This is a genomic window from Modestobacter sp. NPDC049651, assembly GCF_040659695.1.
In the GTDB taxonomy this organism is placed as follows: domain Bacteria; phylum Actinomycetota; class Actinomycetes; order Mycobacteriales; family Geodermatophilaceae; genus Modestobacter.
The window spans coordinates 49,089-68,578 of the sequence record NZ_JBFAOG010000012.1; the positions used below are offsets into that span (position 1 = coordinate 49,089).

Annotated in this window: 20 protein-coding genes; 12 read left to right on the top strand and 8 right to left on the bottom strand. The window is 74.2% G+C overall.

Features of this window, described 5'->3' with window-relative positions; all coding sequences use genetic code 11:
- Window positions 1-38 precede the first annotated feature (38 nt).
- Window positions 39-887 carry an NAD(P)H-binding protein gene (locus AB0J00_RS16195; protein ID WP_357746396.1) on the top strand — a complete coding sequence of 283 codons (849 nt, stop codon included), beginning with the start codon at window positions 39-41 and terminating at the stop codon, window positions 885-887.
- Window positions 884-1,399: a MarR family transcriptional regulator gene (locus AB0J00_RS16200; RefSeq protein WP_357746398.1), complete on the top strand. Its 516-nt coding sequence runs from the start codon at window positions 884-886 to the stop codon at window positions 1,397-1,399. The genes AB0J00_RS16195 and AB0J00_RS16200 overlap by 4 nt, the downstream gene beginning before the upstream one ends.
- 3 nt (window positions 1,400-1,402) lie before the next feature.
- On the opposite strand, the gene AB0J00_RS16205 is transcribed toward AB0J00_RS16200, so the two are convergent.
- Complete coding sequence (locus tag AB0J00_RS16205) at window positions 1,403-1,804, bottom strand: STAS domain-containing protein (RefSeq protein WP_357746399.1); 402 nt, start codon at window positions 1,802-1,804, stop codon at window positions 1,403-1,405.
- 116 nt (window positions 1,805-1,920) lie between these two features.
- On the opposite strand from AB0J00_RS16205, the gene AB0J00_RS16210 reads away from it, so the two are divergent.
- Window positions 1,921-2,496 (top strand): NADPH-dependent FMN reductase, encoded by a 576-nt coding sequence (locus tag AB0J00_RS16210; protein ID WP_357746401.1) that lies wholly within the window; start codon window positions 1,921-1,923, stop codon window positions 2,494-2,496.
- Between the two features lie 66 nt (window positions 2,497-2,562).
- Here AB0J00_RS16210 and AB0J00_RS16215 read toward each other — a convergent pair whose 3' ends face one another.
- Window positions 2,563-3,096 carry an NUDIX hydrolase gene (locus AB0J00_RS16215; protein ID WP_357746404.1) on the bottom strand — a complete coding sequence of 178 codons (534 nt, stop codon included), beginning with the start codon at window positions 3,094-3,096 and terminating at the stop codon, window positions 2,563-2,565.
- 31 nt (window positions 3,097-3,127) lie between these two features.
- On the opposite strand from AB0J00_RS16215, the gene AB0J00_RS16220 reads away from it, so the two are divergent.
- Window positions 3,128-3,616, top strand: coding sequence for a DUF1992 domain-containing protein (locus AB0J00_RS16220; protein ID WP_357746407.1), 489 nt, complete (start codon window positions 3,128-3,130; stop codon window positions 3,614-3,616).
- 99 nt (window positions 3,617-3,715) lie between these two features.
- Window positions 3,716-3,913, top strand: a complete 198-nt coding sequence (locus AB0J00_RS16225; RefSeq protein ID WP_357746409.1) for a hypothetical protein — start codon at window positions 3,716-3,718, stop codon at window positions 3,911-3,913.
- A gap of 62 nt (window positions 3,914-3,975) precedes the next feature.
- Here the strand turns inward: AB0J00_RS16225 and AB0J00_RS16230 are convergent, their stop codons facing one another.
- Together AB0J00_RS16230 and AB0J00_RS16235 are read right to left on the bottom strand one after the other, a co-directional pair.
- Window positions 3,976-5,835, bottom strand: coding sequence for a hydantoinase B/oxoprolinase family protein (locus AB0J00_RS16230; RefSeq protein WP_357746412.1), 1,860 nt, complete (start codon window positions 5,833-5,835; stop codon window positions 3,976-3,978).
- Window positions 5,832-7,895, bottom strand: coding sequence for a hydantoinase/oxoprolinase family protein (locus AB0J00_RS16235; protein ID WP_357746414.1), 2,064 nt, complete (start codon window positions 7,893-7,895; stop codon window positions 5,832-5,834). Before AB0J00_RS16235 ends, AB0J00_RS16230 begins: the two co-directional genes overlap by 4 nt.
- Window positions 7,896-7,973: 78 nt before the next feature.
- On the opposite strand from AB0J00_RS16235, the gene AB0J00_RS16240 reads away from it, so the two are divergent.
- Window positions 7,974-8,483, top strand: a complete 510-nt coding sequence (locus tag AB0J00_RS16240) for a hemerythrin domain-containing protein (protein ID WP_357746417.1) — start codon at window positions 7,974-7,976, stop codon at window positions 8,481-8,483.
- 1 nt (window position 8,484) lies between these two features.
- Window positions 8,485-8,856, top strand: coding sequence for a VOC family protein (locus AB0J00_RS16245; RefSeq protein ID WP_357746421.1), 372 nt, complete (start codon window positions 8,485-8,487; stop codon window positions 8,854-8,856).
- Between the two features lie 15 nt (window positions 8,857-8,871).
- Here the strand turns inward: AB0J00_RS16245 and AB0J00_RS16250 are convergent, their stop codons facing one another.
- The gene (locus tag AB0J00_RS16250) at window positions 8,872-9,705 is read right to left on the bottom strand and encodes a dienelactone hydrolase family protein (protein WP_357746423.1); all 834 of its coding nucleotides are present in this window, start codon (window positions 9,703-9,705) and stop codon (window positions 8,872-8,874) included.
- A 97-nt stretch (window positions 9,706-9,802) separates the two neighbouring features.
- Between AB0J00_RS16250 and AB0J00_RS16255 the strand changes: the two genes are divergently transcribed.
- Entirely contained in the window at window positions 9,803-10,414 is a 612-nt protein-coding gene (locus AB0J00_RS16255) for a DedA family protein (RefSeq protein WP_357746426.1), read from the top strand.
- 78 nt (window positions 10,415-10,492) lie between these two features.
- Here AB0J00_RS16255 and AB0J00_RS16260 read toward each other — a convergent pair whose 3' ends face one another.
- Complete coding sequence (locus tag AB0J00_RS16260) at window positions 10,493-10,909, bottom strand: MarR family transcriptional regulator (protein WP_357746429.1); 417 nt, start codon at window positions 10,907-10,909, stop codon at window positions 10,493-10,495.
- A 65-nt stretch (window positions 10,910-10,974) separates the two neighbouring features.
- Here AB0J00_RS16260 and AB0J00_RS16265 point away from each other — a divergent pair, with 65 nt between their 5' ends.
- Both AB0J00_RS16265 and AB0J00_RS16270 read left to right on the top strand, forming a co-directional pair.
- Window positions 10,975-12,810, top strand: coding sequence for an ABC transporter ATP-binding protein (locus tag AB0J00_RS16265; protein WP_357746432.1), 1,836 nt, complete (start codon window positions 10,975-10,977; stop codon window positions 12,808-12,810).
- Window positions 12,811-13,064: 254 nt separating this feature from the next.
- Window positions 13,065-14,789, top strand: coding sequence for a tannase/feruloyl esterase family alpha/beta hydrolase (locus AB0J00_RS16270; RefSeq protein ID WP_357746434.1), 1,725 nt, complete (start codon window positions 13,065-13,067; stop codon window positions 14,787-14,789).
- Window positions 14,790-14,923: 134 nt separating this feature from the next.
- On the opposite strand, the gene AB0J00_RS16275 is transcribed toward AB0J00_RS16270, so the two are convergent.
- Window positions 14,924-15,748, bottom strand: a complete 825-nt coding sequence (locus tag AB0J00_RS16275) for an SDR family oxidoreductase (protein WP_357746436.1) — start codon at window positions 15,746-15,748, stop codon at window positions 14,924-14,926.
- A 112-nt stretch (window positions 15,749-15,860) separates the two neighbouring features.
- Here AB0J00_RS16275 and AB0J00_RS16280 point away from each other — a divergent pair, with 112 nt between their 5' ends.
- Together AB0J00_RS16280 and AB0J00_RS16285 are read left to right on the top strand one after the other, a co-directional pair.
- The gene (locus AB0J00_RS16280; protein ID WP_357746439.1) at window positions 15,861-16,154 is read left to right on the top strand and encodes a hypothetical protein; all 294 of its coding nucleotides are present in this window, start codon (window positions 15,861-15,863) and stop codon (window positions 16,152-16,154) included.
- Between the two features lie 103 nt (window positions 16,155-16,257).
- Window positions 16,258-17,739 carry an MFS transporter gene (locus tag AB0J00_RS16285; RefSeq protein ID WP_357746442.1) on the top strand — a complete coding sequence of 494 codons (1,482 nt, stop codon included), beginning with the start codon at window positions 16,258-16,260 and terminating at the stop codon, window positions 17,737-17,739.
- A gap of 15 nt (window positions 17,740-17,754) precedes the next feature.
- Here the strand turns inward: AB0J00_RS16285 and AB0J00_RS16290 are convergent, their stop codons facing one another.
- Window positions 17,755-19,371 (bottom strand): Na+/H+ antiporter, encoded by a 1,617-nt coding sequence (locus tag AB0J00_RS16290; RefSeq protein ID WP_357746445.1) that lies wholly within the window; start codon window positions 19,369-19,371, stop codon window positions 17,755-17,757.
- Window positions 19,372-19,490 lie beyond the last annotated feature (119 nt).

Sequence of the window (19,490 nt, forward strand, 5' to 3'; positions counted from 1 at the left end):
GCTGCCACGAGAACTCTCTCAGCCCTAAGGTGTCGAGGGTGATCGTGGTGACCGCCGCGGGCGGGCGGACCGGGACGGCGGTCGTGCGCGAGCTGCGCGCCCGGGGTGAGGCCGTGCGCGCCGTGGTCAACCGCCGTGCGCCCCGGCCGGAGCTCGACGCGCTCGGCGCGGAGGTCGTCGTCGCCGAGGTGACCCAGCCGGTGCCCTGGTCCGGGGTGCTCGAGGGCGCCGACGCCCTGCACCTGATCTGGCCCAACTTCGACCCCGACGAGGCCGAGGGCGCCCCGGCGCTGTTCGCCCAGGCCCGCCGCGCCGGCGTGCGGCGGATCGTCTACCACTCGGTGCTCCGCCCGCAGGCCCGGGTGATGCCGCACCACGCCGCCAAGGACCGCGCCGAGGAGGCGCTGGACACCAGCGGGGTGCCCTGGCGGGTGCTCCAGCCGTGCGCGTACGCGCACAACCTCGACGCGCAGCTGCCGGACATCGCCGCCGGCGGGGTGCTGCGCAGCCCCTGGGGCCTGCGGACGGCGCAGTCGCTGGTCGACGTCCGGGACGTCGCGGCCGCCGCGGCCGTGCTGCTCACCGAGGACGGCCTGGACCGCGGCACCTTCGAGGCGGTGGGTCCCGAGCCGCTGACTGCGCCGCGGCTGGCGGAGCTGATCGGCGCCCGGCTGGGCCGGGAGGTCACCGCGGAGGACGTCGTCCCGCGCGGGGAGGTGCCCGACGCGTACGCCGGCCGCTGCGCCCGGCTGATGTTCGACCACTACCGGGCGCACGGGTTCACCGGCAGCCCGCGGGTGCTCACCGACCTGCTCGGCCGGCCGCCGCGCACCTACGCCGAGCACCTGGCCGACCTCGACCTCGCCGCGGTCGGGGTGACGGGGTGAGCGCGCCGCCGGAGGACGCGCTGGACCTCATCCTCGCCCAGTGGGCCCGGGAGCGGCCGGACCTCGACTGCTCGCCGATGGGCGTGATCGGGCGGATCAGCCAGCTGCAGCGCGAGGTGTTCCTGCGCCAGCGCGCCACCTTCGCCGAGCACGGCCTCGACGTCCCGTCGTTCGACGTCCTCGCGGCGCTGCGGCGCGCCGGGCCGCCGTACCAGCTCACGCCCACCGCGCTGATGCGCACCGCGCTGGTCACCTCGGGCGCGATCACCCAGCGGCTGGACCGGCTGGAGGAGCGCGGGCTGATCACCCGCGGGCGCAGCGAGGCCGACGGGCGCGCGGTCGTCGTCACGCTGACCGAGGCCGGCCGGACGGCGCTGGACGACACGCTGCCCGACCACCTGGAGACCGAGCGCACGATGCTCGCCGGGCTGTCCGACGCCGACCGCGACCAGCTGGCCGGCCTGCTCCGCCGGTGGCTGGTCGCGCTGGGCCGGGTGCCGCAGCAGCCCTGACCGTCAGCTGTGCTCGCGGCCCGGGGGCAGCGGCTCGTGCGTCTGCTGCGGGGTGCCCTCGCGGTGGTCGAGGATCGTGAACCGGTGCCACAGCCCGGACAGCTGCAGCGGGCGGGCCACCGCGCGGTCCTTCAGCGCGATCTCGACGGTGACGCCGCGCGGCTGCGCCATCCGCTCGACCTGGACCAGGGCGGCCATGCCCTGGGAGTCCAGGAACCCGACCTCGCAGAGGTCCAGCCGGAGCCGCTTGAGCCGCGGCCGGCTCAGCAGCAGGTCGGTCATCGCCCGTACGAGGGGACGGCGGACCTGCTCGGTCATCTCGCCGACGACGCGGACCTCGGCCGCCTCCTCGTCGTCCTGGTCGCCGGTGAACTCGACGGTGGGCTCGACGGTGGACTCGTCCATGCCCCCGACCTGCCCGCTCGCGCCCCGGTTCACTCATCGGCCCCGGCTCGCGCACCGCCCACGAGCAGCCTCGGTTACCGTTGAGGTCTCAACCACCGTGTCCGAGGAGTGCGCCCGTGTCCCGTCCCGTCCTGCAGGTGATCGCTGGCACCACGCGGCAGCAGCGCAAGGGCATCAGCGTGGCCCGCTGGGTGCAGCAGGCGGCCGAGGAGCACGGCGGCTTCGACGTCGAGCTGGTCGACCTGGCCGAGGTCGGGTTGCCGGTCTTCGACGAGCCCAACCACCCGCGGCTGGGCCAGTACGTGCACCAGCACACCAAGGACTGGAGCGCGACGGTCAGCCGCGCCGACGCGTTCGTGATCGTCACCGCCGAGTACAACCACTCGTTCCCCGCCGCGGTGAAGAACGCGCTGGACCACCTGTTCGGCGAGTGGGCCGACAAGCCCGTCGGGCTGGTGTCCTACGGCGGCGTCTCGGCCGGGCTGCGGGCGGCGGCCGCGCTCAAGCCCGTGCTGTCGGCGCTGCGCATGGTCCCGATCGTGGAGGCGGTGAGCATCCCGGTGTTCCAGCAGTTCCTGACCGAGGACGGCGAGTTCGTGCCCAACGACCAGGTCGCGGGCTCGGCGAAGGCGATGTTCGACGAGCTGCAGCGGCTGACCACCGCCCTGCGCCCCCTCCGCGCCCGCGACTGACCCCGGCCCCCTCGGCACAGGAAGCTCTGCACCCGCTCTCGGCGCCGGAAGCGGGTGCAGAGCTTCCTATGCCTCGGCGCGGTGCAGGAGGAGGAGGGCGTAGGCGGACAGCGACGGGCCGTCGACGAAGCGGCCGTCGCGCACCATCGCCCGGAACTCCGCCTCGCTGACGAACGCGGTCCGCATGTCGGACTCGGTCGCCTCGCGGGCGGTCGGCCCGGGGGTGAGCCCGGTGGCCAGCCAGACGTCGAGCCCCTGGTCGGTGAGCCCCGGCGCGAGGTCGACCCGGCCGAGCCGCTGCAGCCCGGCGGCCCGCAGCCCGGTCTCCTCGGCGAGCTCCGCGCGGGCCAGCTCCTCCGAGCTGCCGCCGGCGGTCTCCGGCCAGGTGCCCTGCGGGAACTCCCAGGTGCGCCGGCCGACCGGGTGGCGGAACTGCTCCACCAGCCAGAAGCCGTCCCGCTCGGCGGCGATCACGCAGGTGGCGTCCGGCTTCTCGACCACGCCGTAGATGCCCGCCGCGCCGTCCTCGCGGACCACGGCGTCCTCCCGGACCCGGATCCACGGGTTCCGGTACACCTCTCGGCTGCTCGTCGTCCGCATGGCTCCTACCCTCGCAGAGGGGAGGACGACGGTGACCGAGCGCAAGCCGACCGGGATGTCGGTCGAGACGTGGATCGACTCGCAGATCGCCCGTGCCCGCGAGGACGGCGCCTTCGAGGGGCTGCCCGGCGCCGGGAAGCCGCTGCCGTACCGCGAGCAGGAGAGCAGCTACGAGTGGGCGCTGAAGTGGGCGCGCCGGGAGAACGGCGGCGAGCTCACCGGGATGCTGCCCACCGGGCTGGCGCTGCGCAAGGAGCGGGAGGAGCTCCCGGCGCGGGTGGCCCGGCAGACGTCGGAGGCCGCCGTCCGGGCGCTGGTCGAGGAGCACAACGCCCGCGTCGACCAGTACTACCGACGGCCGGTGGAGGGCGTCTGGGTGCCGGTCGGCATGGCGGACGTCGAGGAGGTGGTCGCCGGGTGGCGCCGCGACCACCCGGAGCCGCCGCCGGGGCCCGCCGCGGACCCGGCCCCGCCGCCGGCTCCCGCACGCCGCCGCTGGTTCCGCCGCCGCCCCGCCTGACCGGGTTCCCCGCTGGGCGAACAGCGGTGCGGGTTCGCGCCGGCGGGCCCGGGTAGGGCCGACGCGTCCGAGGAGATCGCCCAGACCAGGAGGTCAGCCATGACCGAGGTACCCGGCACCGACCGCGAGCAGGCCCGCGAGCACGTCCTGCACGACACGCCGCTGGTGCCCGAGTCGGTCGACGACACCGACGACGACCCGCGCACCAGCGACCACCCGGTCAACCGCGGCGACGAGGGCGAGACCGGCGAGGAGGCCAAGCCGCACCCCGGCGGCACCGACCTCGGCACCGAGTAAGGACCCCGCTGCCCCCGCTTTCGGCGCCGAAAGTGACCCCACTTCCGGCGCCGAAACCGGTGTCAGAGCAGGTCGAACTCGTTGAACGCGGCGCCGCCGGAGAGCAGCGCGTAGCCCGGGCCGCGGTCGAAGAACGGCTCGACCTCCGGCCGGGCCGCGCGCAGCGACGTCCGGAGCTCCTCGGTCGCGTCGAGGTCGGCCGTGCCGTCCTCGCGCACGACCACGCCGTAGTCGTCGCGGGCGCCGGCCACCGACACCTTGCGCCACGCGATGTCGCGCAGCACCTCGTCGACCGGGCGGTCCAGCGGGTCGCCCCAGCCGCCGCCGCCCGTCGTCCGCACCCGGACGACGGTGCCGGCCTTCAGCGGCTCGGCGTCGGCGAGCGCGTCGACGTCGTGCTCGTCCGGCCCGCCCGGGTCGACGGTGATCTGGAACGGCCGGCCGGCCTTGCCGCCCTTGACGCCCCAGCAGGCGAGGATCGAGCGGTCGGCGATCGACATGAAGTGCGCGTCGCGCAGCACCCGGATGTGCTTCTCGTAGCCGCAGCCGCCGCGGTACCGGCCGGGGCCGCCGGAGTCCAGCGCCAGGCCGAGCCGCTCGATGCGCAGCGGGAACCGCGACTCGGTGAACTCGGTGGGCAGGTTCCGGGAGTCCGGGACGACGTGGATGGTGTCCTCGCCGTCGGCGTAGTACCGCCCGCCCGAGCCGCCGCCGAGCACCTCGCGCATGAGGTAGGGCTCGCCGTTGGCGTCGGTGCCGTAGACGCCGGTGTACCGGATCGTCTCCTGGTCGGCGGGCATCCGGCCGCCGGTGGCCTTGGCCAGCACCCCGGCCAGCACGCCGAGCAGCCGCAGGATCACGAACGTGCGGGCGTTGGTGGGCGCGGGGAACACCGGGGTGAGCAGCGTGCCCTTCTCCGGGAACCGCATCTCGATCAGCGGGACGACGCCCTCGTTGACGTCGAGCTGCGCCATCCGCTCCGGCGTCTCGGCCAGGTTGCGCAGGATCGGCGCGAGCCACTTCTTGAGGAAGTTGCCGTCGGCGTAGTCGCCGCAGTGGTTGATCGGGCCCTTGGCCTGCGGGCCGGTGCCGGTGAAGTCGATGACCAGCGGCACCTCGGCGCTCGAGTCCATGGTCAGGGTGATCCGCTGCCGGTGCAGCTGCGGCTCGTCGACGCCGTCGTGCTCGGCGTAGTCCTCCCAGACGTAGGTGCCGTCGGGGATCTGCGAGAGGATCTCCCGCCGGTAGACCTCGGTCGAGTTGGCCAGGATCGCCTCGAAGCAGGCCTCGACCGCGTCGACGCCGTACCGGTCGAACAGCTCGCCGAGCCGCCGGGCACCGGCCAGGCAGGCCGAGCACTCGGCGTCGAGGTCGGCGGCCAGCGAGTCGGGCATCCGCGAGTTGCGGGTCATGATCGTCAGCGCCGCCTCGTTGCGGACGCCGCGGTCCCACAGCTTGATCGGCGGGACCATCAGGCCCTCCTCGAACACCGACGTCGCGGCGCTCGGCATGGAGCCCGGGACGGCGCCGCCGATGTCGTCGTGGTGGCCGAACGCCTGGATGAAGGCGACCACCTCCGGCTCGCCGTCCGCACCCGCGGCGAACACCGGCACCGTCACGCACAGGTCGGGCAGGTGGCCGATCCCGCCCTCGGACAGGTAGACGTCGTTGTGGAAGAAGACGTCGCCCGGGTGCATCGTCGGGATCGGGTGGTCGCGGACCACCGGGTGCACCAGCGCCGAGTAGGAGCGGCCGGTGAGCTTGCGCAGCTGCCGGTCGTGGATGCCGGCGCGGAAGTCGTGCGCGTCGCGGATCATCGGCGAGCGCGAGGTGCGCCCGATCGACGTCTCGACCTCCTTCTCGATCGCGGCCAGCGTGCCGGCGACGATCTCGACGAGGACGGGGTCAGCGGCCTGCGTCATCGCGGGTCCTCCTTGGTGAGCAGCAGGTTCCCGAACCGGTCGACGGTCGCGGCGTAGCCCGGGTGCACCGGCACCGTCGAGCCGAACTCCTCGACGATCGCCGGGCCGGTGACGACGTCACCGGGGGAGAGGTCCGGTCGCCAGTGCACCGGCGTCTCCACCCACTCGTCGAAGTACACCGGCCGCGAGCCGCGCCGGGAGTCCCGGCCGGTGGCCGCCGGCTCGATGATCTCCGGACGGCGGATCGGCCCGATCCCGCTGACCCGCAGGTTGACCCACTCCACCGCCTGGCGGGGGTCGTCGGCGAAGTCGTAGCCGTAGAGCTGCCGGTGCGCGGCGTGGAAGGCGGTCGCGACCTCGTCCAGGGCGGCGGGGTCCAGCGCGCCGTCGCCGACCGGGACCCGCACCTCGAACGCCTGCCCGACGTAGCGCAGGTCGGCGGTGCGCTGCATCCGCTGCTGGTCGCGGGCGAAGCCCTCGCCGTCCAGGGCCTGCGCCGCCTGGTCCTCCAGTGCGGCGTAGGCGGCGGCGACGTCGTCCGGGCGCAGGTCGGCGTGCCGGCTGACCATGGTCTGCACGTAGTCGTTGCGGACGTCGACCGTGAGCAGGCCGAACGCGCTGACGTTGCCCGGGTTCGGCGGCACCAGCGTGCGGGGGAGGCCGAGCACGTCCATCAGCCGGCAGGCCAGCAGCGAGCCCGAGCCGCCGAACGTGGTGAGGGTGAAGTCGCGGACGTCGAGGCCGCGGGCGACGGTGACCTGGCGCAGCGCGTTGGCCTGGTTCCAGGCGGAGATCTCCAGGATGCCGGTGGCGGTCTGCTCCACCGACAGGCCGAGCTTGCCGCCGAGCTCCTCCAGCCCGGCGCGGGCGGCGTCCACCGACAGCGGGATCTCGCCACCGAGCAGGTGCGGGGGGATCCGGCCGAGCACGACGTGCGCGTCGGTGACCGTCGGCTGGTCACCGCCGGACGGGTAGCAGATCGGGCCCGGATCGGCGCCGGCCGACTGGGGGCCGACCTTGAGCGTGCCCTCCGGCGACAGCCAGGCGATCGAGCCGCCGCCGGCACCGACGGTGACCACGTCGATCATCGGGATCTTCGACGGGTACTCGCCGACCGAGCCCTCGGTGGTGAGCGTCGGCTCGCCGTCGATGACCACGGTGACGTCGGTCGAGGTGCCGCCGCCGTCGCAGGTGAGCACCCGGTCGAACCCCGCGGTGCCGGCGATCAGCGCGGCGCCGAGCGCCCCGGCGGCCGGGCCGGACAGCATCGTGGTGATCGGCTGGTGCACGACCTCGGTGGCCGACAGCACGCCGCCGTTGCTCTTCATCACGTAGAACGGCACGCCCGGCGCGATCTCGACGAGCCGGCGGCGGATGTTGGTGACGTAGGCGCCGACCTTCGGCTTCACCGCGGCGTCGACCAGGGTGGTCACCGACCGCTCGTACTCGCGGTACTCGCGCAGCACCTGGGAGCTGATGCTCACCACCGCGTCGGGGTGTTCCACGTGGAGCACGTCGAGCATCGCCCGCTCGTGCTCGTCGTTCGCGTAGGCGTGCAGGAAGCAGACGCCGATGGTGGTGATGCCGGCCTCGCGGAAGAACCGGGCAGCGGCGACGGCGTCCTCCCGGGAGAACGGCCGCACCTCGGCGCCGGTGACGTCGAGCCGGCCGCGCACCGTGCGGACCAGGTCGGCCGGGACGATGCGCGGCGGCTTGACCCAGAAGTAGCTGTTGCCGTAGCCGTCGGGCACCGACTGGCGGGCGATCTCCAGCACCGACTCGTAGCCCTCGGTGGTGATGAACCCGATCCGGTCGAGCTTTCCCTCGAGCAGCTGGTTGGTGGCCACCGTCGTCCCGTGGCTGACCGCGGTGACCGCGCCGCCGTCCAGGCCGAGCTGGCCGAGCACCTTGCGGACCCCGGCGAGGAAGCCCTCGGCGGGATCGGCGGGGGTGGACGGCGTCTTCGTGGTGGCCACCTCACCGGTGGCCTCGTCGACGGCGACGACGTCGGTGAACGTGCCGCCCGTGTCGATGCCGATGCGGACCCGGCGTTCGCTCATGCCCAGTTACCTTAGCGCTGAGATACCTCGTCCGGAAGTGCCCCGGCGATCCCTCCCGGGCGGGGGCATGATCGCCGGATGGACATCACCGAGATCATCCTGGAGCAGCACCACCAGCAGCGGCGGATGTTCGCCTACCTGGACGAGATGCCGCGCGGTGACAACGAGGCCCTGGGTGCGATGTGGGACCGGCTGGCCGCCTTCCTCGAGGTGCACGCGGAGGGTGAGGAGCGCTACTTCTACCCGCGGGTGCTGCAGCTGGGGAAGGGCAACCCGGACGGCGACGTCCACGACGAGGTCGAGGACGCGGTCTCCGACCACAACGAGATCCGGGACGCCGTCCGGGCCGCGGGTGAGCACCAGGTCGGCACCGACGAGTGGTGGACGGCGGTCTGGGAGGCGCGCAAGGCCAACGACGACCACATGGGCGAGGAGGAGCGGGAGGACCTGCTGGACTTCCGGCACCACGCCGACCTGCAGACCCGGCACGACATCGCCGTGCAGTTCCTCGCCTACGAGGCCAGGCACTGGGCGGGCATCCCGATCCGGGACAAGGACCCGGAGACCTACATCCAGGAGAACAGCTGAGGTGGCCGCCCGACCACGGGCCACGCTGACCGCCACCGTGCTGGGCTGCCCGGACCCGCAGGCGCTGGGCCGCTTCTACGCCGAGCTGCTCGGCTGGCCGCTGGGTGAGGACACCCCGGAGTGGGTCACGCTGCGCCCGGGCGGGCCCGGGCTGTCGTTCCAGCGCGAGGACGACCACGTGCCCCCGACCTGGCCGCAGCGGGCAGGGGAGCAGCAGATGCAGGCGCACCTCGACGTCCGGGTCGACGACCTCGACGCGGCCAGCGCGTTCGCCCAGTCCCTGGGGGCGACGCTCGCGGGGTTCCAGCCGCAGGAGCACGTCCGGGTGCACCTCGACCCGGCCGGCCACCCCTTCTGCCTCTACGTGGAGTGACCGCCGGGCCGTCGGTCAGGCCTGCTGGGCGGCCGGGACGGCGGCCAGGCGTTCCCGCAGGAACGCGACCACCTGGGCGCGGGCCTCGTGGGTGGGGTGCCCCGGGGTCTCGACGTCCGTGCTGGTCAGCACCATGTGCTCGTGGCGCCCGATGCCCGCCGGGTTGCCCGGACGGGAGTTGAGCTGGACCGGCAGCCAGCCGTCGCCGAACGCGGCCCGCAGCGCCCGGAACCGGTCGGTGGGGGAGGCGGCGTCCTCGCTGAACCGCAGGCCCATCAGGCAGAGCCCCTCGTTCGCCACCCGCGCCTCGATCGCGTCGCGCTCGCGGTCGGACATGCCCAGGTCGCGCCGGCGGGCCGGGGTGAGCGGCAGCGGCAGCGAGGGCTGGCTGGCGACCGGCGCGAGGACGGCGGGCTCGGCGGCGCTGGCCAGCGCGAAGCCGCCGCTGAAGCACATGCCGACGACCCCGACCCCCGGTCCGCCGGCGCGGCCGTGCAGCTCGCGGGCGACCGCGCGGACGTACTCGGCGACCGGCCGGTCGGCGCCCCGGGCGAAGGCGAGGAACTCGCGGCTGACGCAGGCCTTGGCGAAGCTGCCGGCCGCGTAGCCCGGCGTGATCGGGCGGCCCGGGTCGCCGAAGAGGTTGACCACGGCCACGGTGAACCCGGAGTCGACCAGGTGGTCGGCGAGACCCAGCACCGCCGGGGTCAGGCCGGGGATCTCCGGCAGCAGGACGACGCCCGGGCCGGAGCCGCGGGTGAAGACGGTGTGCGTGTGCCCTGCGGCGGTGAACTCCTCGGGCGCCCAGCCGGGCAGCGCAGCGGACGGAACGACGGCGTTGTCGGTCATCGGCTCATCGTGGCCAGCCCGGCCGCCCCCGCCAAGGGGTGAGCGCCGCCCCGCGGCTGATGTCACACACGATCGGGCGACGGCTACCGTCGGGGGCATGAGCGGGGTCGTCGAGCACCTGACGGCCCTGTCCGGGCCGGTCGCGCTGGCGGTCATCGGCGCGCTGGTGTTCGGCGAGGCGGCGGTGTTCGTCGGGTTCGTGCTGCCCGGGGAGACAGCGGTGCTGCTCGGTGGCGTGCTCGCCGGCACCGGGCGGTTGTCGCTGACGCTGCTGCTGGTCGTGGTCATCGCGACCGCGGTGATCGGCGACTCGGTGGGCTACGAGGTGGGCCGGCACTTCGGGCCGCGGCTGCTCGCCTCGCGCCCGCTCGAACGCCACGCCGGCCGGATCCTGGGCGCGCAGACGTTCCTGCGGGAACGCGGCGGCTGGGCGGTGCTGCTGTCCCGGCTGACGGCGTTCCTGCGGGCGGTCATGCCCGGGCTCGCCGGCTCCAGCCGCATGCCGTACGGGCGGTTCCTGGTGTTCAACGCGCTGGGCGGCGTGCTGTGGGGTGGTGGCGTGGTGCTGCTGGGCTACTTCGCCGGCAACTCGTACGAGCGGGTCGAGGGCGTGCTGGGCAAGGCGAGCGCCGGGGTGATCGCGCTGCTGCTGGTCGCGGCGTTCGTCGTGTGGCGCGTCCGCCGCCGTCGCCGGTCGTCGTCCGCCTGACCCCCGCCCCGCCGTCGTGCGCTGATCGCTGCTTCCCGCGTCGGGAAACGACGATCAGCGCACAAGGATCACCGCGCCTCAGTCGGTCAGCACGCGGAGGATCCGCTCCAGCTCGGCGCGGTCGGTGGCCGGCAGCCGGGCGAACAGCTCCTCGGCGTCCGCGGCGCGCGCCGCGTCGACCTCCCGCTGCACCCGCCGCCCGTCGTCGGTGAGCCGCAGCAGCACCGCGCGCCGGTCGGCGGGGTCGGCGGCGCGCTCGGCGAGCCCGCGCCCGGTCAGCGCGTCGGCCACCTCGGTCGCCGACCGCGGCGCGATCCGCAGCGCCTCGGCGAGCTCCGACAACCGGACGCCGTCCCGCGCGCCGACCACCCGCAGCGCGCGGGCCTGGTGCGGCGAGAGGTCCCACGGCGCCAGCGTCGACGCGAACCGGCGGCGCAGCGTGCGGGCGACCCGCATCACCAGGTCGCCGAGCGCCGCCGTCCCGTCGTCCGCCATGCGGGAATCCTAGCGCAGATGCTGTGGTTACCTCACGATGTAGAGACCTCAGCACCAAGAGAGGGGTGGTCGCCATCGACGACACCCAGAACCCCCGCCGCAGCGGGGCCCGGCCCGACCCGGCCGACCGCGCCCAGCTCGAGCGCTCACCCGTGCGCTGGAGCCGGGTCGCCGCGCTCTTCCGCCCGCACCGCGGGCAGCTCGCCCTCGTCACCGCCCTGATCGTCGCGTCCTCCGGCGTCGCGCTGGCCAGCCCGTTCCTGCTCCGCGAGGTCATCGACGTCGCGCTCCCGCGGCAGGACCTCCCGCTGCTGGTCTGGGCGGTCGCCGGCATGCTCGGCGTCGCCGCGCTCACCTCGCTGTTCGGCGTCGTGCAGACCTGGATCTCCACCAGCGTCGGCCAGTCGGTCATGCACGGCCTGCGGACGGCGGTCTTCACCCACCTGCAGCGCCAGTCGCTCGGCTTCTTCACCCGCACCAAGGGCGGCGAGGTGCAGTCGCGGCTGATGAACGACGTCGGCGGCATGCAGTCGGTGGTCACCTCGACCGCCACCTCCGCCGCGTCCAACGCCACCACCGTCGTCGGCACCGCGGTCGCCATGGCCGCCCTGAGCTGGCGGCTCTCGCTGCTCTCGCTCGTCGTGCTGCCGCCGGCCGTGCTGCTCACCCGCAAGGTCGCCCGGATGCGCCGGACGGTCACCGCCCAGCGCCAGCGGCACCTCGCCGATCTGCACTCCCAGGTCGAGGAGGGGCTCAGCGTCAGCGGCGTGCTGCTGGCCAAGACCCTCGGCGCCGGCCCCGCGCTGTCCGACCGGTTCACCGGCACCTCCACCGACCTGGTCGGCCTGGAGGTCCGCTCGCAGCTCGCCGGCCGCTGGCGGATGGCCACCATGAGCATCGTCTTCGCCGGCATCCCGGCCGCGATCTACCTCGCCGCGGGCTTCCCGGCGACCTCCGGCGGGATGACCATCGGCACCCTGGTCGCGTTCACCACGCTGCAGGGCGCGCTGTTCCGCCCGCTCATGGGCCTGCTCGACGTCGGCGTCCAGCTGACCAGCTCGATGGCCCTGTTCAGCCGGGTGTTCGAGTACCTGGACCTGCCGGTCGACATCGACGACCCGGCGTCCCCGCGACCGCTGGACCCGGCGACCACCCGCGGCGACGTGCGCTTCGAGCACGTCGGCTTCCGCTACCCCGACGGCCACCGCGACGCCCTCACCGACGTCGACCTCGCCGTCCCCGCCGGCGCCACGCTCGCGCTGGTCGGCGCGACCGGGTCGGGCAAGAGCACGCTGGCCTCGCTCGTGGCGCGGCTGAACGACCCGACGTCCGGGCGGGTGACGATCGACGGCGTCGACGTCCGCGACGTCCGGCTGGCCGACCTCGCCCGGGTGGTCGGCGTCGTCGCGCAGGAGACCTACCTGCTGCACGGCACGATCCGGGAGAACCTGCGGCACGCCAAGCCCGACGCCACCGAGGCGGAGATGGTGGACGCCGCCCGCCGCGCCCAGGTGCACGACGTGATCGCCGCGCTGCCCGACGGCTACGACACCGTCGTCGGCGCCCGCGGGCACCGGTTCTCCGGCGGCGAGAAGCAGCGGCTGGCCATCGCCCGCACGCTGCTGCGCGACCCGCGGGTGCTGGTGCTCGACGAGGCCACCAGCGCGCTGGACAACCGCACCGAGCGGGCGGTGCAGGCCGCGCTCGACGAGGCCAGCCGCGGCCGGACGACGATCACCATCGCGCACCGGCTGTCGACCGTCCGGGACGCCGACCTGATCGCCGTGCTGGACGCCGGCCGGGTCGTGGAGCTCGGCACCCACCGGGAGCTGCTGGCCCTCGGTGGGCGATACGCCGAGCTGGCCGGCGCCGCCGAGCGCGACGCCGTCCTCGCTGCGTGAGCCGGGTGGAGTCCCCGCGCTCGGGAGACGATGCGCTGGGACTCCACTGCGGCAGCTGTGCGTGACCCAGGACTGACCCTGCGTGCACGGCTCAGCGGGCGGGCGCGTGCCGCTGCCTGCTGTGGTTGGCCTGTGCAGTGATCCAGGTCATAGCCTGCGGCTCCGTTCCCGGTTCCGGGGGCGACCATCGGAACCCCGGAGCGCGGACCCATGGACGAGTCGACAGCCGCCCCCACCGACCACGGAGTGCGCAGGTGACCGGGCGCGTCCGGGTGCCCCGCGTCGCACTCGTCGCCGGCCTCACCGCACTCGTCGCCGCCGGCCTCGCGCCGGCGACCGCGGCCGCCGGGGGCCCGCCGGCCGGCGCCGCCCGGCTGGACTGCGGGTCCCTGGCCGGGACCGCCGTCCCGGCGGGGCGGATCGGGCTGCCGACGAGCGGAGCGCGGGTCGCCTCCGCGGTGGTGGTGCCGGCCGCAGCCGCCACGGAAACCGTGCCCGCGACGGGGACCTCCCCGGCGGTCCCCGCGCACCCGGCGGTGCCCGAGTACTGCAAGGTGCTGGTCTCCATCGCGCCGGTCGACCCGACCGCTCCGGCGATCAACGCGCAGGTCAGCCTCCCGGTCGCCTGGAACGGGAAGGCGATGCACTTCGGGGGTGGCGGCTACGACGGCTCCGTGCCCGACACCACGGCCAACACGCCGTCGGCCCCGGCGGGCACCCCCACCCCGCTGGCCCGCGGGTACGCGACCTTCGGCAGCGACTCCGGCCACCAGGGCGGCACCGCGGTGTTCGCCCTCAACGACGAGGCGCTGGTCAACTTCGGCTACGCGGCCCTCAAGAAGACCCACGACGTCGCGGTGGCGCTGATCCGGGCCGGGTACGGGCACCGACCGCAGTACATGTACTTCGCCGGCAGCTCGCAGGGTGGCCGGGAGGCGATCACGGTCGCCCAGCGGTTCCCCGCCGACTACGACGCCGTGCTCAGCCGGGTGCCCGTGGTGCCGTTCACCGAGCTCCAGATCGCCGGCAACCGGGTGGGCGCCTCGGTCGCAGCAGGCGGGTGGATGAATGCCGCCGAGATCGGGCTGCTGTCCGCGGCGACCACCGCCGCGTGCGACGGCCTCGACGGGGTCACCGACGGGCTGATCGCCGACTACCCGGACTGCCGACCGGACCCGGCCGCACTGCTGTGCCCGGCCGGCGTCGACCCGGCCGGCACCGACACCTGCCTGTCCCAGGCCCAGGTCGACACCGTCCGGGTGGTGCGCTCCCCGCTGGCGCTGGACTTCCCCGTGGCCAACGGCGTCACCGGGTACCCCGGCTGGCCGGCCGGAGCGGAGGCGGCGTCCTGGCCGCTGTGGGTGATGGGGGCCACGCCGCCCTCCCCGCAGCTCCCCGGCACCCCGGAGAACCCGGCCGGCTTCGCCCCGGGGACGTCGTTCCTGGGCAGCCTGGGTGCGCAGTGGATCCGCTACGCGATCGCCCGGGACCCCTCGCTGGACACCCTCACGTTCGACCCGGACGGCCCCCGGTGGCGGCAGCGGATCCAGCAGGTCACCCAGATCGTCGACTCGACGAACCCGGACCTGTCCGCGTTCCGGGCCCGGGGCGGGAAGCTGATCGTGCAGGAGCACTTCGGTGACTACGCCCAGAGCGGTTTCGCGGGCTCGGCCTGGTTCGAGTCCGTGGTCGACACCCTCGGTCCGCGCCGGACGGCGGACTTCGCCCGGCTGTACGTCTCTCCCGGGGCGGACCACGGGGGCGGCGGCGCGCCCAGCCAGGTGGACTGGGTGCGGGTGCTGGAGGACTGGGCCGAGCACGGTCAGGCACCCGGGCGGCTGGTCCTGTCCGGCGCTGTCGGTGGGGTCCAGCGGACGCTGCCCGCCTGCCAGTTCCCCCAGTGGCCGCAGTACCGGCGGGGGCCGGTCGAGGACGCCGCCAGCTACCACTGCACCGGCCGGGAGCTCGGCCACAGCTGACCCGCGGCCCCCGACTTCGATCAGGTGACCTGATCAAAGTGCATCCCCCCGCACCAACGTTCGTGCAGGGGGACAGCCTTTGATCAGGTCACCTGATCAACGCTGGACGGCGCGTGCGTCGGGCCGCGGCCGGCTCAGCCGTGCGCCTTCTTGGACAGCGCGTCCCACTCGTTCCACTCCGCCAGCCGCGACTCGTAGTCGCGGGTGGCGATGCCCAGCGGGGCGTCGCCGAAGAAGACCCGCAGCGGCGGGTTCTCGGCGTCGACCAGCTCGAGCACGGCCGCGCGGGTGGCCACCGGGTTGCCCGGCGTGCCGCCCAGCCGCTGCTTGCGCTGCTCGGCCGCCTTCTCCCGGAACTCGTCGTAGGCCGGGTCGGGGGTGGCGTGCTTGGCCGAGGCGCCGCCCCAGTCGGTGGAGTAGCCGCCGGGCTCGATGAGCGTCACCTTGATGCCGAAGTCGGCGACCTCCTGGGCCAGCGCCTGGCTGAACGCCTCGAGCGCCCACTTCGACGCGTTGTAGATGCCGATGTTCGGGAACGCCGAGATGCCGCCGATGCTCGAGACCTGCAGCACGTGCCCGCTGCCCTGGGCGCGCATGAACGGCAGCGCGGCCTGGGTGATCCACAGCGCGCCGAACACGTTGGTCTCGAACTGCGCCCGCGCCTCGGCCTCGGAGATCTCCTCGATCATCCCGAACTGGCCGTAGCCGGCGTTGTTGACGACGACGTCGAGGCTGCCGAAGTGGTCGTGCGCCTGCTGGACGGCGGCCACGTCGGCCGCCCGGTCGTCGACGTCGAGCTGGATCGGCAGCACGCGGTCGCCGTACTGCTGCACCAGGTCGTCGAGGGTCGCGGTGCTGCGCGCGGTCGCGGCCACGTTGTCGCCGCGGTCGAGCGCCGCGATCGCCCACTCCCGGCCGAAGCCGCGGGAGGCGCCGGTGATGAACCAGGTCTTCGCCATGTCGTTCTCCTTCGTCCGGTCACGTGTGCGGACCCCCGTTGCGGAGGCCCGCCTCCGATACGGCCAAGGCGCGGGCCGGGCCATCTGTTCCGGCCGGCAGGAGACTCCCGGTATGGCGACCTTCGCGGTGACCCTCGTGTCCGGGCCGGCCTGGGACCACACCCGGGGCCGGCGGGACCAGCGCGGGTGGGCCGAGCACGCGGCGTTCATGGACGGGCTCGTCGACGACGGCTTCGTGCTGCTCGGCGGGCCCACGGGCGACGACGTGCTGCTCCTCGTCGAGGCCGCCGACGAGGGCGCGGTCCGCGACCGGCTCGCGGCGGACCCGTGGCAGCCGGCCCGGCTGCTGCGCACCGGCACGGTGCGCCGCTGGGAGCTGTGGCTGGACGGTCGAGCCGCCGGGTGAGCGCGCGGACCTGTGATCTCCGCTGCAATCCGGAGCCTGGGCTCCGGTTACGGCGCTACGCTCCGTTGCCCGGGGCAACCGCCCCGATCGGAGAGGGACCCCTGTGCATTCGAGCTCCACCGAGCAGCGCGCTCACCACACCGTCACCTTCGCCGTCCTGGCGACCGGCGTCGTCGCCTACGGCCTGCTGCAGTCGCTGGTCACCCCGGTGCTGCCCACCCTGATGCGGGCGCTGGACACCACCCAGTCGAACGTGACCTGGGTGCTCACCGCCTACCTGCTGTCCGCGTCGGTGTGCACACCGATCCTGGGCCGGCTGGGCGACATGACCGGCAAGAAGCGGATGTTCGTGCTCTCGCTGGTCGGCCTCGTCATCGGCTGCCTGCTCGCGGCGCTGGCCACCAACCTGACGGTCATGATCGTCGCCCGGGTGATCCAGGGCATCGGCGGCGGGATGCTGCCGCTGGCCTTCGGGATCATCCGCGACGAGTTCCCGGCGCCCAAGGTGCCCGGCGCCGTCGGCGTCATCGCCGCGCTGATCGCGGTGGGCGCGGGCGTGGGCATCGTGCTGGCCGGCCCGATCGTCGAGGGGCTGGACTACCACTGGCTGTTCTGGTTCCCGCTGATCGTGCTGGTGCTCGCCGCGGTGGCCGCGCAGCTGCTGGTGCCCGAGTCCGCCGTCCGGACGCCGGGGCGCATCAACTGGCTGACCGCGGCGCTGCTCTCGGCGTGGCTGGTCGCCCTCCTCGTCGCGGTCAGCGAGGCGCCCGACTGGGGCTGGGCCTCCGGGCGGGTGCTCGGGCTGCTGGCCGCCGCCGTCGTCCTGGCCGTCGTCTGGGTCTGGGCCGAGTCGCGCAGCGACTCCCCGCTGATCGACATGGGCATGATGCGCGTGCGCGGCGTGTGGACGGCGAACCTGGTGGCCCTGCTGTTCGGCGTCGCGATGTACGCCGGCTTCGCGTTCCTGCCGGAGTTCCTGCAGACCCCGTCGGCCGCGGGCTACGGCTTCGGCGCCTCGATCACCGGGTCGGGGCTGATGATGCTGCCCCAGTCGGTCGGCATGTTCCTGATCGGCCTGGTCACCGGCCGGCTCGCGCAGCGGTTCGGCTCGAAGAACGTGCTGGTCGTCGGCTCGGTCATCGGGCTGCTGTGCTACCTGGGGCTGGCCTTCGCGCACGGTGCGGAGTGGCAGATCTACCTGAACTCCGCGTTCATGGGCCTGGGCTTCGGCATGGCGTTCGCGGCCATGTCCAACCTCATCGTGGCCGCCGTCCCGCCGCACCAGACCGGCGTGGCCAGCGGCATGAACGCCAACATCCGCACCATCGGCGGCGCGATCGGCGCCGCGGTGGTGGCCAGCGTGGTCACCGCCGACGCGCTGCCCAGCGGCCTGCCGCAGGAGTCCGGCTACACCCACGGCTTCCTGCTGCTGGCCGGCGCGCTGGCGCTGTCTACGGTGGCGGCGCTGCTCATCCCGGCGGTGCGCCGCGACCCGCGCACGCACGTCGAGCCGGACGTCGAGCTGCGCCACCCCGAGGCGGCGCTGGTGGCCGGCGGCACGCTCGTGGGCGACGACCCGGAGTGAGCCCCGGGGGCCTGCTCAGCGGTTGGGGAGCAGGCCCTCCTCGTGGTCGAGCTCCCGCTCGAGCACCCGCAGGCCGTCGTCGGGCAGCCGGCCGGCGTCCCGCAGCCGGAGCAGCTCCTCCCGCTGGGCCTCGATCACCGCGCGGCGCACGCGCAGCGCGGCCTCGTACTGCGGCGAGAAGGGGACCTCCCCGTCCGATGCCCGCTCGAGCACGGCCAGCCGCTTCTGGTAGCGGGCCAGCCGGCCCTCCAGCTGGGCGCGCAGGGAGTGGATCGCCTGGTCGTCGATGGCGTCGTGCTCGTGCGTGTCCATCTCCTCCAGCCGGTGCAGCGCCGCCTCCACCGACGCCGAGCGCGCCTCGTTGCGCAGCCGCGCCTGGTCGGCCTTGTCGGCGCGCAGGCCCAGCGCCCGGACCAGCGGCGCGAACGTCACACCCTGGCCGACCAGGGTCACCAGCACCACGCAGAACGCGCAGAACAGCAGCAGGTCGCGGTCGGGGAACGGCAGCCCGGCGTCGGTGGTCAGCGGCAGCGTGAAGATCGCCGCCAGGGTGATCACGCCGCGGGTGCCCGACCAGCTGAGGACGACGATCTCCCGCCAGCGCAGCCGGTCGCTGCCGTCGCCGCCCAACCGCATGTGCAGCGACCGCGGCAGCGACTGGGTGAGCAGCAGCCACAGCGGCCGGATCAGCAGCGCACCGCCGACGCTGATGGCGACCGCCGTGGCGATGGTGCCGCCGGAGTAGTCGCCCAGCCCGCCGATCACGGCGGGCAGCTGCTGGCCGATGAGCAGGAAGACCAGGCCCTCGAGCAGGAAGTCGACCAGCCGCCAGACCGCGCTGGTCTGCAGCCGGCTGGCGCCGGACACCGCGCGGGAGGTGTCGTGGCCGATGATCAGCCCCGCGACGACGACCGCGAGGACACCGGAGACGTGCGCCTCCTCGCCGAGCAGGTAGGCCAGGAACGGGGTGGCCAGCGAGACGGCGTTCAGGGTGAGCGGGTCGTCGCGGAACCGCCGGACGGCCCGGACGACGAGGGCGACCACGACCCCGACCGCCACGCCGCCGACCGCCGCGACCAGGAACTGGCCGATCGCCGACCACGTCGAGAAGCCCTCGCCGGACGCCGCCGCGACGGCCACGGTGAGCGTGGTCAGCGCGGTCGCGTCGTTGAGCAGCCCCTCGCCCTGGACCAGGGTGATCAGCCGCGGCGGCAGACCCACCCGCCGGCCGACGGCCAGCGCCGCCACCGGGTCCGGCGGCGCGACCGCGGCACCCAGCGCGATGCCGGCGGCCAGCGTGCAGCCGGCGACGAACAGCGAGAAGCCCCAGCCGATGAGCACCGCGGTGACCAGCACCAGCACCACCGACAGGCTGACCACGGTGCGCAGGTTCTGCCGGATCGCCAGCAGCGAGGAGTTCAGCGCCGCGCTGTAGAGCAGCGGCGGGATGACCACGGTCAGCACGAGGTGCGGGTCGAGCGCCACGTTGGGCCCCGGGAGCAGCGCGTAGACGATGCCGAGCACGGTGAGCAGGGCGGCGGCGGGCAGGCCGGTGCGCTCGTCGAGCCAGTGCACCACCACCACGATCGCCACGGCGGCCAGCACGAAGAGCAGGGTCGCCTCGAGGTCCATGCGCCTCATTCTCCCGGTGGCCCCGGCGCGCACCCGCACGGCACAGGTCACAGGTCGGCACCGGCTGGGTCGGCGAGGCTTGACAGCCGCGCCGCCGCCCCGCACGATCTGCGGCCATG

Coding starts and splice junctions, on each gene's coding strand:
- AB0J00_RS16255 (WP_357746426.1), top strand. CDS start 9,803: ATGAGCGGGGTCGTCGAGCACCTGACGGCCCTGTCCGGGCCGGTCGCG.
- AB0J00_RS16215 (WP_357746404.1), bottom strand. CDS start 3,096: ATGCGGACGACGAGCAGCCGAGAGGTGTACCGGAACCCGTGGATCCGG.
- AB0J00_RS16290 (WP_357746445.1), bottom strand. CDS start 19,371: ATGGACCTCGAGGCGACCCTGCTCTTCGTGCTGGCCGCCGTGGCGATC.
- AB0J00_RS16280 (WP_357746439.1), top strand. CDS start 15,861: ATGGCGACCTTCGCGGTGACCCTCGTGTCCGGGCCGGCCTGGGACCAC.
- AB0J00_RS16225 (WP_357746409.1), top strand. CDS start 3,716: ATGACCGAGGTACCCGGCACCGACCGCGAGCAGGCCCGCGAGCACGTC.
- AB0J00_RS16275 (WP_357746436.1), bottom strand. CDS start 15,748: ATGGCGAAGACCTGGTTCATCACCGGCGCCTCCCGCGGCTTCGGCCGG.
- AB0J00_RS16260 (WP_357746429.1), bottom strand. CDS start 10,909: ATGGCGGACGACGGGACGGCGGCGCTCGGCGACCTGGTGATGCGGGTC.
- AB0J00_RS16240 (WP_357746417.1), top strand. CDS start 7,974: ATGGACATCACCGAGATCATCCTGGAGCAGCACCACCAGCAGCGGCGG.
- AB0J00_RS16250 (WP_357746423.1), bottom strand. CDS start 9,705: ATGACCGACAACGCCGTCGTTCCGTCCGCTGCGCTGCCCGGCTGGGCG.
- AB0J00_RS16230 (WP_357746412.1), bottom strand. CDS start 5,835: ATGACGCAGGCCGCTGACCCCGTCCTCGTCGAGATCGTCGCCGGCACG.
- AB0J00_RS16205 (WP_357746399.1), bottom strand. CDS start 1,804: ATGGACGAGTCCACCGTCGAGCCCACCGTCGAGTTCACCGGCGACCAG.
- AB0J00_RS16235 (WP_357746414.1), bottom strand. CDS start 7,895: ATGAGCGAACGCCGGGTCCGCATCGGCATCGACACGGGCGGCACGTTC.